This is a genomic window from Methylorubrum sp. B1-46 (assembly GCF_021117295.1).
GTDB lineage: Bacteria > Pseudomonadota > Alphaproteobacteria > Rhizobiales > Beijerinckiaceae > Methylobacterium.
Map to the genome: position 1 here is coordinate 1195914 of NZ_CP088247.1, position 14904 is coordinate 1210817.

Genomic DNA, 14904 nt, shown 5'->3' on the forward strand with positions numbered 1-14904 from the left:
CCTCCCCAGGAGAGTAGCCACTTGGTCTGCGCCCGTCAGCCGATGGCGTCGGCGGGAGCGCATGTCGAGAAGCCGGGCCGGTCTTGAGCACCGTGCACACCAGCCACCTCCGAGGGGAGGCTGCTCTGCGCCCAGCGAATGCCGAAGCTCTCGACTTCAAGGTTTCTTTCTGGCATACCAGATGCCAGACGTCAACGTTTGCGAGTTTCGGGATCTCGATCCGCGCGGGCTCGTGAGCAGAATCCGGAGGTATAAGCCGGGCGCATGGGTGCGGTCGGCTTGTCTTCCCCGAGGCGAGGCGCCATGCTCGAACGGCTCGATGCCCCATCTCCGGACCCGCATCCCCATCGGCATCAAGGTCGATCCGAAGCGATGGAAAATCTCTCGATCAAGCCGATCGTCCCGGCGACGAGCCTGAGAACGCTCGCCTACGAGGCGCTGAAATCCGCCATCACCAACATGGACATCTACGGCCAATCCGGAGATGTGCGGCTGGACGAACGCGGCCTTTCGCAGACGCTCGGCGTGAGCCGCACGCCGATCCGCGAGGCGCTGACGGTGCTGGAGCAGGAAGGGTTCGTGCGCAACGAGCCCCGGCGCGGCGTGTTCGTCGTCAAGAAGACGAAGCGCGAGATCGTCGGCATGATCCAGGCCTGGGCGGCGCTGGAGAGCATGGCGGCCCGGCTCGCCTGCACCGCCGCCTCGGACGAGGATCTGGCCTCCCTGCGCCGTTGCTTCCCCGAATTCTTCGACGGCAAGCCCTACGAGCATCTCGGTGAATACTCGGAAGCCAACATCCGCTTTCACCAGAAGATCATCTCGCTCGGCCACAGTGAGGTGATCAAGGATCTGACCAGCAATCTGCTGATGCACGTGCGCGGCATCCGCAATACGGCGCTCCGACAGGGCGACCGCGCCTCGAAGTCGATCGAGGAGCATGTGCAGATCATCGAGGCGCTGGAGGCCCGCGACGCGGAGCGCGCCGAACGACTCGTGCGCGACCACGGCCTGGGCCTCGCCGACCACGTCCAGCGCTACGGCAATCATCTCGACTGAGGTCTTCCCGCGCTCTGTCCGGCCCGGTGGGCGTGGCGAGGCCAGCGGCTTTCGCGACGCCTGACGCGGCCCAAACTCATCCGCCAGAGCGCTGAAACGCGCGCAATCGACCGCGCGCCTCACTTGAGAACTGCCCGCAAAAGCCGGCTGCGGCCTCGCCTGATCAGGCGAATACAGATCCCCGAGGCCGCCGAAGCCAGTCGACCGGCTCGGACGGCCGCGCTTTTCTGCGCGGGCTCGTGACGACGCGGCGGCATCTCCCCCTTCGTCACATTTATTCCTCCCCCTTTTCGTTTCCTGAAGGGTTCGTTCATCGGGCGTTCCTAGAGCACGGGCGATGGTGCGGGCGAAAGCCTAGCCATTGGACTGGTTCCTCAAGTCCTCCACGCCGCCGACTTCGGACAACGCCCTTGAAGATCGCCGTCATCGCCCATCTCAAGTTCCCGATCGGACAGCCCTATCTGGGCGGCCTCGAGATGCACACGCATCACTTGGCCGGCGCGCTGCGGGCGCGCGGTCACAGGGTGACCCTGTTCGCCTCCGAAGGCTCGGATCCGGCCCTGGTTCCCAACCCCGTCTGTCCGCCGACCGGCGACGCCCTGGGCGATCCGGTGGCCTGCGAGCGGATCGAGCGGGCCGAGCTTGCGGCCTACGAGCGCATCATGGAGGCGGTCGCCCGCGGCGGGTTCGACATCGTGCACAACAACAGCCTGCACGATCTGCCCCTGCGCGCGAGCCACACGCTCCCCGTGCCGATGACGACGGCGCTCCACACGCCGCCCTTCGAATCGCTGGCCGAGGGCGTCCGCGCGGCCAAGCCCGGCATGATCTTCGCCGCCGTCTCGCCGTCGCTGGCGCAGGAATGGCAGCCGCTCGTGCCGGATGCCCGCGTCATCGGCAACGGCATCGACCTCTCGACCTTCGCCTTCAGTCCGTTCGCCGACCCGGCCGCCTACGTGTTCTGGAGCGGGCGGATCGTGCCCGAGAAAGGCACGCATCTGGCCATCGACGCGGCCCGCGAGGCCGGGATGCGCCTGCGCTTTGCCGGCCCGAAGCCGAACCCGCGCTACTGGGACGAATGGATCGCCCCGCGGCTCGGGGAGGACGTCACCTATGTCGGTCATCTCTCTCATCGCGAGCTGGCGCATCAGCTCGGCGGCGCGCGGGCGGCCATCGTCTCGCCGCGCTGGGAGGAGCCGTTCGGCCTCGTCGTCGCCGAGGCGCTGGCCTGCGGCACGCCGGTCGCCGCCTTCGGCCGCGGCGCGATTCCCGATATCGTCGACCGCCTCTCCGGCGCTCTCGCCCCGGCCGACGACGTGGCGGCGCTCGCCCGCGCGATCCAGCGCGCCGTCACCCTCGAACGCCGCGCCTGCCGCCGCCGGGCCGAGACGCTCTACGACGCCGACGTGATGACCGACGGCTACGAGGAACTCTACCGCGAGGTGCTGGCCGGCGCGCCGGCCAACAGCACCCGCACCGCCCTGTTCGAACGCCCGGCGGCCTGAGCGCCATGTCCGCACGCCCCGGCCCGGCCGTCGTCTGCATCCCGGCCCGCAACGAGGCTGAGCGCCTTCCGCGCCTGCTGCGGGCGCTCGCTGCGCAGGACGGGTTCTCGGCGGACGCGCCCTTGAGGGTCGTGATCGTGGTGAACAACTGCACCGACGGCACGGTCGAGGCGGTGCGCGCCCTCGAAGGTTCGGGCGCGCTCTCCACCCTGGCATTGCGCCTGATCGCGGCGACCTTTCCGGCCGCCGAGGCCCATGTCGGCACCGCCCGCCGCCGTGCCCTCGATGCGGGCGCCGAGTGGCTGGAGAGCGAGGGGGCGCCCGATGGCGTGCTCCTCACCACCGATGCCGATGCGCGGCTCGTCCCCGGCTGGGTCGCGGCGAATCTGCGTGCCCTGGAGGAGGCGGAGATCGTCGGCGGCCGGCTGGTGATCGACGACGAGGGCAACGCGGATCCCGCGCTCGCCGCCTTCCACGCACGGGTCGAGCGCTACTGGTCGGGCGTGCGCGCCCTCGAAGACGCGCTCGATCCCCCGCCCCATGACCCCTCGCCGCGCCACGGCGACCACACGGGGGGAAGCCTCGCACTTTGCGCCTCGCTCTATCGCGCGGTCGGCGGCCTGCCGGCCCTGCCCCGCGGCGAGGACAACGCCCTAGTCGGTGCCGTGCAGCGGGCGGGTGGGCGTCTGCGCCACTGCCCCGACGTGGCGGTGCTCGTCTCAGCCCGCACCGCCGGCCGGGCCGAGGGCGGCATGGCGACCGAGATGCTGCGCCGCGCTCGCGTCGTGCGCGAGGGCGAGGCCTACCGCCTGCCTGTGGCGGCTCATTGGGAGCGGATCATCCTGCGCCGGGCCGCTCTGCGCCGCGCCTATCGCGAGGGCACCGCGCCCGCTGCCCTGCACGCGCTCGGATTCGATGCGGAGGACCTCGCCGCCATCGATCTGCCGGCCTGCCCTAACGACATCGCTTTCGTGGAGCGCGCCCATGCGCGCCTCGAGGCGCGGGACGGCCCCGCCCCGGAATGCGGCCTCGACGAGGCGCTTACAGCGCTCGACTCTCTCTGTGCGGCCCTGCGGCGCGACCGGGCGGCGTGAGGCCGGCCGGCGCCCGACACGAGATCGCCTCGGTCCCGACGCGCGTCATTGCGAGGCGAAGCCGAAGCAATCCAGGCCCTGACCTTTTCGGAGAGGGCGCGACCTGGAGCGCTTCGCTGACTCCTGCGATGACGGGGTCCGGCAAATTCCGGCATCATCGGCAGGATCTGTGTAAGGCGACCGCCGCTTGGAGCGGGACGCGTGGGGAACTGGCATGACTCGTCCGGTCGGCTACTACGTCCACCATCAGGGGGCCGGGCACCTTCAGCGGGCGATCGCGCTCGCGCGGGCGCTCGACGCGCTGGGGCGGCCCTGCACCCTGATGGGCAGCTTCAGTGGACTCGACATCGCGGGCGCACCCGGCCCCGTGCTCGACCTGCCCGACGACCGCCTGGATCGCAGCTTCGACGGGCAGGACGGCGCAGACCAGCGCCCCGAATGCTTCCACTACGTGCCGCTGAACCATCCCGGCATCCGCGCACGGATGGGCCGGATCGCGGCCTGGGCAGCGGAGAACGACCCGGCGCTGATCGTCGTCGACGTCTCGGCGGAGGTGGCCTTGCTCGCCCGGCTGCTATCAGTGCCGAGCCTCGTCGTGCGCCTGTCCGGCACTCGCACCGACCGGCCGCATCTGGAAGCCTTCCGGGCCGCTTCGCGCCTGCTCGCTCCGTTCCCCGAGGCGCTCGACGGTGGGCACGTGCCGGATTGGGTGCGCGAAAAGACGCTCTACAGTGGCTTTCTCGGCGGCGCGCCCGCACGGCTCGCGCCTGAGGAGGACGGACGCATCGTGGTGGTGTTCGGCCGCGGCGGCGAGGGCGGGCGGCTGGAGGCACTGATCGAGGCCGCTGAGGCGGTGCCGGAACGCGCGTGGCACGTGCTCGGGCCGGTCACCGGCACGGGGACAGCCCCGAAAAACCTGAACCTGCACGGCTGGGTCACGGATGTGCGCCCGCATCTCGCGCCCGCCGCCCTCGTGGTCGGGGGTGCGGGCGACGGGCTCGTCACCGCGGTGGCGGCCCTGGGCAAGCGCTTCCTCTGTCTGCCCGAGCCGCGCGCCTACGACGAGCAGGAGGCCAAGGCGCAGGCGCTGGAGCGGCTCGGCGCGGCGGTCGTCCATCGCGGTTGGCCGGAAACGACGGCATGGCCGCATCTCGTGACCAGAGGTCTTGGCCTCGACCCGGAGATCGTCCGGCGCCTCGCGGAGCCCGATGCGCTGGCGCAAACGGCCGGCGCGATCGAGGCGTTATGCCGGGACGCCGGCTGATACGGTCTCCGCTCGATCAGAGCGGGGAGCGGATCAGCAAGCCCGCGCGGCGCTTGAGCGAAGCCCAAATCCGCCATCCCGAAGGGATTAAACGGATTTGGTCTGAGCGGCGCTCACGCCCGTCAGATCGTCCGAATCGGCTCGAAAACGCCAGGCACCGGCGCGGGCCGATGCGTTCTCATTTGTCGTTCGTCGTTCCCGGGGAGGTCTCCCGTCCCGTGGTGCCGGGGCCCGATGCGCCACTCGTGCGCGGCTTGTCGGACAGCACGCCGGCGCCGTCGCGGGTGATGCCGCCGCTGCCCGGATTCGGATTGCTGCTCCTGGCCGTGCCGGTCTGATCGTTGACGCCGGCATTGCCGAAGCTGCCGGCCCGGCCGGCGCCGCCGCCCGTATCCTGGGCTGCGACCGGCCCGGCTGCGAGGATCACGACTCCGAGCACGACGGTGCCGAGCCATCGTCCGTTCATCGCGATCCTCCTCGTTGGTGCTCTCGATCGGCCGAGTCGGTCAGCGCTTCGGCGTGAAGGTCGGATCGCTGATGCGGCGCAAATTTTCCGGCGGGGTCGCTGCCTCGACGGCTTCGACCGACTCGATGCTCCCGCCGGAGATGGCGTCGAGCCGGTCGAAATCGGAGGCGATGCGTGCCGCTTGAGCCTGCCCACCTGGGTCCTCCTGCAGCACGCGCTGCAGGTCGGCAGGACGAGCGACGTCGAGCGGGCTGTCCTGCCCGAAATCCTGACCGTTGCGGTCGGCGTAAGCGTTGAATTCGCGAAGGGAATGGCGATCGGGCTTGCCGCGGCTCTCGTCCATGGCTTTTCTCCTGATGCGAAACGGATCCGTCCGCTCGATGTCGGCTCGACGCGCCGCCTCAATGGGAGCGGTCGGTGCGGTCGGGGGCGTTGCCCATGGTGCTGTGGGTGTGGTGCGCATCGCGCTCGCCGCCGCCCCCGGACACGCCGGATTTGGAATGGTTGGTCGGGCTGCCCGGCGTCGGCCCGTGATCGGGCTCGACATAGGGCTTCGAGCGGTCCTGATGGCTGCTGCCCGGCCCGCCGTGATGGCGGTTGGTGTTGGGATGCTTCGAGGAAGTGCTCATTCAGCGATCCTGCTGGTAGCCCTGATGGGTGGTGTTGACCTTCGAGTTGCCGGCCTGGCCGATCTTGTCCGGATCCTTCGTCTGTGAAGAGGCCTGGCCCTGAACAGGGGCGGTCTCGGGCGCGCTGCCCGGCCCTTTGTCTGACCGGTTGGCGGGCGGAACGGGCGGAGGCTTGGTGCTCATTGAAACTCCGGGGTTCGCGTGTCGGCGACGATGCCTGAAGAACCGGCCAGCGCCCGAAGAGTTCGGATTGATCATTGAAACTTTTCAGCCAAGCCTTCGATCAAGACCTCGGCTCTTTCGCTGTTACACCAGATATTTCCAAGACATAGGCGATGCGCCATGCGCACGCACGGGACGAAAATGCTTCTCGATGTGACTGCGTGTGCTTTCAAGGAACATCGTCCCCGAGAGAGCTACAGCCCCAAACCTGCGAGACGGCACCGGCCGGAGCCAGCTGCTCTCGGATCGTCGTCTCCGGCTTGAACCGCGAGCCGATCCGATCGGTTTCGCAGCACACCCGGCGGCACGGCCGTCGGTGCGAGGAGGGAGCCGAAGATGGCTATGGCACGAGACGGCGAAGACCGGGCCGAGGGATTTGCCGGGGAGAGCGTGGCCGGCTCCCACGGACATCCGAGCCTGAGCAGCCCGGACCACGCGGAGGCCGGCGACGGCAGCCCGAGCCACCGCAGCCTGACGGGCGGGACATCGCCGCGGCCTGCCAGGAGTGAGACGACCGAGAATGACGAGGCGAGCGGGACGGTACCGGCCGATCCGGCCTCCGGCAGCCGGTGAGGCGCTTTTCCTGCGCTCAGAACGGCCGATCCGACGGGACGCGGGCGGCGGCGATTTCTTCCGGGCTCGGGCCGCGCAGGAGGGTGATGTCGGGCTCGCAGCTTGCGCCGATCAGGCCGAGCCGCGCGAAGGCGTCGAGCCAGCCGTCCATCGGCCAGAGGCCGTGCCGGGCGCGGAAGCGGCGGGCGTTGCGGACGATGTCGGCGAAGTGCTGCAGCGGCGGGTCGCAGGAGAGGTGGTGCTGGTGGAAGGCCGGCGGCGCGCCCGCCAGCAGCACCGGCACGCCGATCTCCGCGGCGCGGAAGGCGAGATCGGTGTCCTCGGCGCCGTAGCCGTCATAGCCCTCGTCAAAGCCGCCGAGCCGGTCGTAGGTCGTGGCCCGCACCGCGAAGGCAAGCGACCAGAACAGGCCGGGATTACGGGTTTCCCTCACGCCGCTGTCCGGAAAGTCCCGCGCCGGGTGAAGGATGCCGGCCCGCAACAGGTCGGCCTCCTGCCAGCCGTCGCGGACGGCCCCGGCAGGCAGGTAGCGGATCGGCCCGCAGACGAGGCCGTCATGGGCCGCCGCTGCCGCGGCGAGGGTCGGGACGAGGCCCTGGGAGGGAATGCAGTCGACGTCGAGGAAGACGAGGATGTCGCCGGAGGCCGCCGCCCGGCCGGCATTGCGCGCGGCGGCGAGCGGCAGGCCGGCGCTCGGGAAACCGATTCGCCGCAGCGGAAACGGCGTCTCCGGCAGCGGCTCGGGCGCGCGACCCATCTCGACCACGATGCACTCCATCGGGGCCGGGCCGCGGGCGAGCCCCTCGATCAGGCGCGCGAGATGGGCATCGCGCCCCTTGTTGAGCGTGACGACGCTGGTGGTGCTCACGGGGTTTCCAGTCCGGCCAAGCTGTCAGGTCGCGCCCGTCCTGCCAGCCTCAACCTGAAACGCCGATGAAGGGAATCAGCCGAGAGCGATGTACCACTCGTGCGAGCCGCAGAGCCGGTCGATCATTGCCGGCTGCAATTGGAAACCGGAGGGATCGTCCTCGATCAGGCCGGAGACTTGAGAGGCATGCGCCTCCACTGCCCGGCGCTTGGCCGCGCGCTCGGCCTCCACGACAAGCCGAAATCCTCCCGGCGCCGGCCCGACCTCGCGCTCCGGCGGTAGGGTCCAGCCCCAGACCGGGTAGGCGTAGGCGGCGATGCCGGGAAGTCGGGCGCGGGCGAGATCGACGATGGCGGCGGATGCCGTATGGTCGCAATGAGGATCGTGCCGCCACGTCACGAACAGGGCGCGGGCGCCTGCCGCGCGAGCGATCTCGGCGACCTTGTCCGCTGCCACCTCGGCCTCCGCGCCCTCGCTCGGCACGCCGCCATCGGGCAGGCGCAGGAAGTGGACATGCTCCGCACCGAGCCCGAGTTCGGCCATGGCCCGCACGGTCTCGGCCTCGCGCAAGCTCCGCAGGCGGTCGTGCGGATAGGCCTTGGAGTTCGGGTGCGAACCGCAGCCGTTGCTGACGATGACGACGCGGACAGAGCGTCCCTCTCTCACGGCCTGCACGATCAGCCCACCGCAGCCGAGGCTCTCGTCGTCCGGATGCGGCGCGACGACGACGAGGCCGCCCCCATCCGGCACGAGGGTCGCGAGGTCGGCGACGGGCAGGGCCTTCACGGCCTCAAGGAAGGCGTCGGCGCGCATGGCGGCTCCTGGGTTCGAAACGTGGAACGGGCTCGAAAGCTCATCGCGTCGGCGACCGCTATCGACCCGACCGCGCCGGAGCAACCGGCAATCGGCAATCGGCAAGCAGGCCATGGTCACGGTAAGCTTGTCACGGCTCCGGCAGCAGCGCCTCCGTCCGGCCCCGCAGGGCCTGGATGCTGCGGTAGCCGACCGAGGCGGCCACTTGGCGCGGGGGCACGCCGTCGGCGGCGAGCGCCAGGGCCCGCACGACGCGAGCCCTCGCCCGCCACTGCCCAAAGGTGAGGCCCGTCTCGCGGCGGAACCCGCGCGTCAGGGTGCGGCGGCTCAGGCCGGCGCGGTCGGCCCAGGCGTCGAGATCGAAGGCCGTGGAGGGCGCGTCGATGAGGCCGAGGCAGATCCGGCGCAGCCGCGCGTCGCTGGGCAGCGGCAGGGTGAGCTTGGTCTCTGGCGCCCGGCGGATCTCGTCGAGGACGAGCGCGGCGAGGTGGCCGCCGCGCCCGGCCTCGTCGTAGAGCACGGGCTCGCGCGTCAGGGCGGCGAGCGCGGCGGCGAGCAGGGGCGAGACCTCGATGACGCAGGCCCGGCCGGGAAAGCCGGCAATCGCCTCGACCGCGAGATAGGCCGAGCACATCGCGACCGCGCCGTGCATCGCCACCGCGTGGGGCAGCCGCGGCGGGATCCAGAGGGCATGCCCTTCCGGCACGACCCAGGTCCCGTCCTCGGCGCTCGCCATCATCAGGCCGGAGGTGGCGTAGAGGAGCTGCGCTCGCGGGTGAAAATGCCGCTCCGTGCGGCTGCTCGCGGCGAAGGTCTTGGGCATCACCGCGACCGCACGCGGAACGTCCTGATAATCCTCGGCCCGGATCGAACGCATGATCGAAGGCATGCCGACGCCCTGCCCCTTTTGGCCCGATTGCGTACACCTTCGGCCCGACGGCGTGCAACGGGTCAGGTAGGAGAGGCAGGCTTGTACCAAGCCGCACGCAACCCTGCGGACGCCCGCCGCGCGGGCCAGCGGCGATGAGGCATCATCGTCGCTGGGGATGCCGGAGATACCCGCCCGATGGATGCCGAGACCCTGTCCCGCCGCACCCTGCGCTTCGTCAACGTGGCGCACGGCCTCGACCATTTCGTGCTGCTGATCTACCCGACCGCCGTCCTTGCCATCGCCGCGCAGACGGGCCTGAGCTACGGCGAGCTGATCGGGCTGGCGACCGGCGCCTTCGTCGCCTTCGGGCTCTGCTCGCTGCCGATGGGCTGGCTCGCCGACCGGTTCGGCCGGCGCAACCTTCTGGCGGTCTTCTTCTTCGGCTACGGCCTGTCCTGCCTCGGCGTGGCGAGCGCGGCGAGCCCGACCGGCTTCGCGGTCTGGCTCTGCGTGCTGGGGCTGGCCTCGGCGATCTACCATCCGGTCGGCTCGACCATGCTGGTCACCCATGCCCGCCGCCTCGGGCGCGACCTCGGCGTGAACGGGGTGTGGGGGAATGCCGGCGCGGCCACCGCCTCAGGTGTCACGGCCCTGCTCGCGGCCGGCCTCGGCTGGCAGGCGGCCTTCATCGTGCCGGGCCTGTTCTGCCTCACTGTGGGCGCCGCCTTCCTCGCCATGGTGCCCGGCGACGGCGAGGCCGGAGGCGGCAAGACCGGGGGCGCCCCACTCATCCCGGTTGCGCGGCCGCGTCCCCTCCTCGTCGTGTTCGCCTTCGCCATCATCGCGGGCGGGATGACCTTCAACATCACCACCATCGCCCTGCCGAAGGTCGTGGATGAGCGGGTCGGCGCAGGCCTCCCGCTCGCCCTGATCGGATCGGTGGCGACCCTCGTCTTCGCCTTCGGTGCCCTGACTCAGCTCGCAATGGGGCGGCTGATCGACCGCTACAGCCTGCCGATCCTGTTCCTGTCCCTCTCCGTCCTGCAGCCGCTCGGCCTGGGATTGGCGGCGGCGAGCACGGGCCTGCCGCTGCTCGCCGGCCTCGTGCTGACGATGGCCGCGCTCTACGGGCAGGTCGTCATCAACGACGCCATGGTGGCTCGCTACGTGCCCGCCGCCTACCGGGCCCGGGCCTACAGCGTGCGCTACTTCCTCGGCTTCACCGTCAGCGGATTCGTGGTGCCGATGATCGCCGTGCTGCACGATCGCGGCGGGTTCGGGCTGGTGCTCGGGATCGCGGCGGGTTTCGGCGCCGTCATCGTCGCGGCGGCGCTGGGCTTCTTCGCACTCACCCGCGGACCAGCCCCGCGCCCGCTCGTTCCCGCGGAGTAACGGAGCGGCCTGCCAAGTGGACGGCGGCGGCTCCGACGCCGGCCGGTCTCATTCCGTGCGGGCGGCCAGATACCGCGAAAACCCCTTGGCGCGCAGGTCGCAGGCCGGGCAGGTGCCGCAGCCGTAGCCCCACTCATGGCGCGCGCCCCGCTCGCCGAGATAGCAGGTGTGGCTCTCCTCGACGACGAGATCCACCAGCGCCCGCCCGCCGAGGCTTTCGGCGAGCGCCCAGGTCTGCGCTTTGTCGATCCACATCAGGGGCGTGTGCAGCACGAAGCGGCGTTCCATCCCGAGATTGAGCGCGACCTGCATCGCCTTGATCGTATCGTCGCGACAATCGGGATAGCCCGAGTAATCGGTCTCGCACATGCCGCCGACGATGTGGCGCAGGCCCCGACGGTAGGCGAGCGCGGCGGCGAAGGTGAGGAAGACGAGGTTGCGGCCCGGAACGAAGGTGTTGGGCAATCCGTCCCGAGCCAGAGCGATTTCGCTGTCGCGAGTGAGCGCCGTGTCGGAGATGTCGCCCAGCGCCGCGAGCGAGAGCGTGTGATCGGGCCCGAGCCGGCGGGCCCAGGCCGGATCGAGGCTGGCCAAACCCTGGCGCAAGCCCTCGCGCCGGTCGAGTTCGACCCGGTGGCGCTGGCCGTAATCGAAGCCGAGCGTCTCCACCTGCGGGAAGCGGTCGAGGGCCCAGGCGAGACAGGTCGCCGAATCCTGGCCGCCGGAGAACAGCACCAGCGCACCCTCCCCCTGCACCGTCGGCGCAGGGTCCGCAGCCTCCGGCATCGTCGTCACGTGCCCTCGTACTCGGCCCAGGAATAGGGCGTCTCGAAGATCCGCACGCTGGCAAGCCCCGGAATCGACGGCTTGGCGCGGTGCCAGATCCAGGCTGCGATATGCTCGGCGGTGGGGTTCTCCAGTCCCTCGATCTCGTTGAGGCAGTGGTGGTCGAGCCGGTCCAGCAGGGGCGCGAAGGCGCTCTCGATGTCGTAGAAATCGACTACCCAGCCGCTCGTCGGATCGACCTCGCCCGCCACCGTCAGCTCCACGCGGTAGGAATGCCCGTGCATGCGGTGGCAGCGGTGGGTCTCGGGCACGTTCGGCAGGCGGTGGGCCGCCTCGAAGGTGAAGGCCTGGGTGATCTTCATCGCGGGATCTTCACGGGGTCCGGAACAGTCCCGCCGCGGACGGCGCAGCGGGTTGACGGCGGCCGGTGGGCGCACCGAGATCGTGGATATGTCACCACATCGGCCGAAATGCACCCTCTATCCGGTCCCTCGCGTTGCGATAGAGCATCGTCGCAAAAGGTGGCCGCCGGCTTTCGGGAGAAGACGCCGCAAGTGCAAAAGGATGGAGCATCGTGCGGGATCGGATATCCAGCACGATGCGCGAGCGATGTCGCTCACGCCGCGACATTCGCCTCGGCGGGCGCCATCGCGACGAAGGCGATCAAACCGATCAGAACCATGATCGGCAACGCGATGCAGCCGAAGGCGAGATGGGCGATCCCGAAGGCTCCGCACAGGGCGCCCGCAGCGAAGGTCACGATGGCCGGCAGCACCCGCAGCAACCGCGCGCGCGCCGGGGCGGCGTTTCCGGACGGTTTGAGAACGAGATCCATTGCGTCGATGACGGCTTGACTCACGCTCACGGTCATCACCGTCGTCGGAGCCAGATGGCCGAGCGAGAGCCGGCCGATCGCGTTCTGCACGCCCATGGCCGCGACGGCGAGCATGCCCACGATCAGGGCCGGGGCACCGTCCGGCGCGTCGAGCGGCAACGCCAAGGTGCCGCACAGGCCGAAGCCCGCGAGCAGGGCGGCCTCCGCGGCGAGCAGCCAGGGCAGCGGATCGGTACCGCGCCGCTCCAGGAACAGTGCGAGGAGGCGGGTCGCCGCCACCGCCCCCATGAAGACGGGCAAGGCCAGGACCTTCGCCAGCACGCCGGCCGAACTCGCGACCAACTCGGCGCCGATCAGGACGAAGTTTCCGGTGACATGGGCCGTGAACAGGCCCGCCAGCGCGATGAAGGCCGCGGCATCGATGAAGCCGGCCACGAAGGCGAGGGCCGCTCCGGCGGACGTGCCGCCACCCGAGATCTGCGACTTCACGAGAGCTTCCTGGATTGATCGGCGTTGAACGCGTTTCGACGCACGAGAGCGGTGCCCGCCCGATTGCGTCAGGCTGGCCGCTCACGATCCTTGTGTTGTCGCGCGCGCTCTCGACGAACCGGCATCCGCTTCGTCGGAGGGCGCTCTAATCCCGGGGCGAATCGACGATCACGGTGACCGGCGCCCGAGGATTGGCAAAGTAATCCGGCCATCGATCGCAAAGGACCATGATCACAGTCACCAGCAGGACGGTCGCCAGAAGGAAGGCGAGCGCTTCCGTGACCTGATGCGCCCATCGGCCGAAGGCCGGGATCGCGACGAATCCGCCGATGAAGATCATGGTTATGGCAAGGGGAGCGGTCATCGGAGGAAACCTGGCGCTGATGATGGACTGCCGGTTCGATCTGGACCTTAAGCCTGCCGGGCTCCAGAGCCATAGGGATATCGGCTATCACGAACCATGATAAGCAACCTGAACGTCGATCAGATCCGCTCGTTCCTGGCCGTGGTTGAGAGCGGGAGCTTCACGGCCGCTGCGCAGATGCTCGGGGTGCGGCAATCCACGGTCAGCGGGCATATCGCGCGGCTGGAACAGGCGCTGGACCGTTCACTCCTCATGCGCGACACCCATCGGGTCGCGCCGACCCCGGATGGCCAAGCCATGATCGGCTTCGCGCGCGAGGTCGTGGAAGCGCACGATCGGCTTCGCGCCTTCTTCTCGCCGGGCGGCCTGCGCGGCCGCATCCGCCTCGGCGTCTCCGAAGACTACACGCTCTCGGCCCTGGCTCAGGTTCTGGCGCGATTTGCCGAGCGCCACCCTTCGGTGGACCTGCAGCTGACGGTCGGGCTCAGCCGGGCCCTCTACCAGGGCTATGATGCGGGCGAACTGGATGTGATCTTCTGCAAGCGCCGACGCGGCGATCCGCGCGGCGAACTGGCCTGGGCGGACGAGCTGATCTGGGCCGGCAGACCGGGCTTGGTTCCCGATCCGTCGCTGGCCTTGCCCCTGGTCCTCTATCCGCCGCCTTCGATCACGCGCACCCTGGCCCTCGATGCCCTCGAAGCTGCGGGCCGTTCCTGGCGGATCGCCTGCACCAGCGGCAGCCTGATGGGGCTGCGCGCGGCCGTCGAGGCGGGTCTGGGCATCGCGCCGCACTCGGCCAGGGTGATGCCGGCGGGACTGGCGCCGATCCCGGAGGCGGCCGGCCTGCCGCCGATCGGCGAGGTGGAGTTCGTGGTGCTCGGCTCAGGCCGTCAGCATGCCGTCGCGACGGCGCTGCAGGAGACGCTTCTCGCAAGCACGGCGGAGCTTCAGGCCGCCCCTGAAGGGTGAGCCTCCTGCGGTCGAGCACCGCAGCCGCACGTCGCCCACCGAGCACGGGGCGCCCGATTCGTCGGAGGGCTCGGGGCGCGGATCGATGACGAGGACGATGCCGGGAAGCGGACCGTCCACGCATCGAAGAAGAGCCGAAAGCAAGCGTCGCGTCGCCGCCTGCGCGAGATTGCCCCTACCGTTCACGGATCGGCCGCAGCGGACCGTTGAAGGGGCCCGGCTTCATGCCGTGTTCGCGGGCGCGCGCACCGATCAGCGCTTGGCCGCCCAGCAGAGAGGCGATGGGCGCCGACTGCATCTCGACGCTGTTGAGAGCCTGCCCGATCTGCCGCCCCTCCCACCAAAGCTCGGCGAAGAGAACGGCGAGGAGTCCGAGCAGCCCCCAGGTCGTGAGATCCCAGCCGAGGATGTAGACGCCGTAGGGCGGCGACAGGGCGGTTCCGAGATACGACAGGCCGATCGCCGCCGCGAAGCCGAGGACGAGGATCAGGGGCAGGCGGATCATCAGGCGCCGATAGTGGCGCAGGGCGAGGTTGAGGTCCTCGACGGAGGAGTGATCGAGCCCAAGCGCCGGGGAATTTGGCAGCGTGGAATCAGGCGTCATCGGGCGTCCTTTGGCCGTAGGGGCGCCGGCCGGGGCCGGCCGCGCTGGCGCGCGAACGTGGTCGAGGCGGAGAAGAGATGCAACCGCCGGCCGCATCGGCTCGG

The 14904-nt window shown here is 70.1% G+C and carries 19 protein-coding genes; 7 read left to right on the forward strand and 12 right to left on the reverse strand.

The annotated features are described in order from the left end of the window. Positions 1-372 precede the first annotated feature (372 nt). From LPC10_RS05780 to LPC10_RS05795, 4 genes are all read left to right on the forward strand, one after another. The gene (locus LPC10_RS05780; RefSeq protein WP_231345844.1) at positions 373-1056 is read left to right on the forward strand and encodes a GntR family transcriptional regulator; all 684 of its coding nucleotides are present in this window, start codon (positions 373-375) and stop codon (positions 1054-1056) included. A gap of 410 nt (positions 1057-1466) precedes the next feature. Then, entirely contained in the window at positions 1467-2561 is a 1095-nt protein-coding gene (locus LPC10_RS05785) for a glycosyltransferase (RefSeq protein ID WP_231345845.1), read from the forward strand. A gap of 5 nt (positions 2562-2566) precedes the next feature. Further along, positions 2567-3655, forward strand: a complete 1089-nt coding sequence (locus LPC10_RS05790; RefSeq protein WP_231345846.1) for a glycosyltransferase family 2 protein — start codon at positions 2567-2569, stop codon at positions 3653-3655. 214 nt (positions 3656-3869) lie between these two features. After that, positions 3870-4919, forward strand: a complete 1050-nt coding sequence (locus tag LPC10_RS05795; protein WP_231345847.1) for a glycosyltransferase — start codon at positions 3870-3872, stop codon at positions 4917-4919. A gap of 178 nt (positions 4920-5097) precedes the next feature. Here the strand turns inward: LPC10_RS05795 and LPC10_RS05800 are convergent, their stop codons facing one another. From LPC10_RS05800 to LPC10_RS05815, 4 genes are read right to left on the reverse strand one after another with little or no spacing between them, the layout of a single operon-like run. Beyond that, positions 5098-5385 carry a hypothetical protein gene (locus tag LPC10_RS05800; protein WP_231345848.1) on the reverse strand — a complete coding sequence of 96 codons (288 nt, stop codon included), beginning with the start codon at positions 5383-5385 and terminating at the stop codon, positions 5098-5100. 40 nt (positions 5386-5425) lie between these two features. After that, positions 5426-5728, reverse strand: coding sequence for a hypothetical protein (locus LPC10_RS05805; RefSeq protein WP_231345849.1), 303 nt, complete (start codon positions 5726-5728; stop codon positions 5426-5428). A 58-nt stretch (positions 5729-5786) separates the two neighbouring features. Further along, positions 5787-6014 (reverse strand): hypothetical protein, encoded by a 228-nt coding sequence (locus LPC10_RS05810; protein ID WP_231345850.1) that lies wholly within the window; start codon positions 6012-6014, stop codon positions 5787-5789. Next, on the reverse strand, positions 6015-6197 hold the full coding sequence (locus tag LPC10_RS05815; protein WP_231345851.1) for a hypothetical protein: 183 nt from the start codon (positions 6195-6197) through the stop codon (positions 6015-6017). A gap of 375 nt (positions 6198-6572) precedes the next feature. Between LPC10_RS05815 and LPC10_RS05820 the strand changes: the two genes are divergently transcribed. After that, positions 6573-6809, forward strand: a complete 237-nt coding sequence (locus LPC10_RS05820; protein ID WP_231345852.1) for a hypothetical protein — start codon at positions 6573-6575, stop codon at positions 6807-6809. Between the two features lie 16 nt (positions 6810-6825). Here LPC10_RS05820 and LPC10_RS05825 read toward each other — a convergent pair whose 3' ends face one another. The 3 genes from LPC10_RS05825 to LPC10_RS05835 form a co-directional block, all read right to left on the reverse strand. Beyond that, positions 6826-7677, reverse strand: coding sequence for a glycosyltransferase family 2 protein (locus tag LPC10_RS05825; protein ID WP_231345853.1), 852 nt, complete (start codon positions 7675-7677; stop codon positions 6826-6828). Between the two features lie 75 nt (positions 7678-7752). Further along, positions 7753-8490, reverse strand: coding sequence for a PIG-L deacetylase family protein (locus LPC10_RS05830; protein ID WP_231345854.1), 738 nt, complete (start codon positions 8488-8490; stop codon positions 7753-7755). A gap of 130 nt (positions 8491-8620) precedes the next feature. Further along, positions 8621-9379 carry a helix-turn-helix domain-containing protein gene (locus LPC10_RS05835; RefSeq protein WP_231345855.1) on the reverse strand — a complete coding sequence of 253 codons (759 nt, stop codon included), beginning with the start codon at positions 9377-9379 and terminating at the stop codon, positions 8621-8623. Between the two features lie 177 nt (positions 9380-9556). On the opposite strand from LPC10_RS05835, the gene LPC10_RS05840 reads away from it, so the two are divergent. Then, a complete protein-coding gene (locus LPC10_RS05840; protein WP_231345856.1) occupies positions 9557-10753 on the forward strand; it encodes an MFS transporter in 1197 nt (398 codons plus the stop codon). Between the two features lie 48 nt (positions 10754-10801). On the opposite strand, the gene queC is transcribed toward LPC10_RS05840, so the two are convergent. The 4 genes from queC to LPC10_RS05860 form a co-directional block, all read right to left on the reverse strand. Beyond that, positions 10802-11539 (reverse strand): 7-cyano-7-deazaguanine synthase QueC, encoded by a 738-nt coding sequence (gene queC / locus LPC10_RS05845; RefSeq protein ID WP_231346974.1) that lies wholly within the window; start codon positions 11537-11539, stop codon positions 10802-10804. Between the two features lie 5 nt (positions 11540-11544). Then, positions 11545-11901, reverse strand: a complete 357-nt coding sequence (queD, locus tag LPC10_RS05850) for a 6-carboxytetrahydropterin synthase QueD (RefSeq protein WP_231345857.1) — start codon at positions 11899-11901, stop codon at positions 11545-11547. A 254-nt stretch (positions 11902-12155) separates the two neighbouring features. After that, positions 12156-12863 (reverse strand): YoaK family protein, encoded by a 708-nt coding sequence (locus LPC10_RS05855; RefSeq protein ID WP_231345858.1) that lies wholly within the window; start codon positions 12861-12863, stop codon positions 12156-12158. 145 nt (positions 12864-13008) lie between these two features. Further along, positions 13009-13227, reverse strand: coding sequence for a hypothetical protein (locus LPC10_RS05860; RefSeq protein WP_108939090.1), 219 nt, complete (start codon positions 13225-13227; stop codon positions 13009-13011). Positions 13228-13326: 99 nt separating this feature from the next. On the opposite strand from LPC10_RS05860, the gene LPC10_RS05865 reads away from it, so the two are divergent. Beyond that, entirely contained in the window at positions 13327-14196 is an 870-nt protein-coding gene (locus LPC10_RS05865) for a LysR family transcriptional regulator (RefSeq protein ID WP_231346975.1), read from the forward strand. 175 nt (positions 14197-14371) lie between these two features. Here LPC10_RS05865 and LPC10_RS05870 read toward each other — a convergent pair whose 3' ends face one another. Then, on the reverse strand, positions 14372-14800 hold the full coding sequence (locus tag LPC10_RS05870; RefSeq protein ID WP_231345859.1) for an ABC transporter ATP-binding protein: 429 nt from the start codon (positions 14798-14800) through the stop codon (positions 14372-14374). Between the last annotated feature and the right edge of the window lie 104 nt (positions 14801-14904).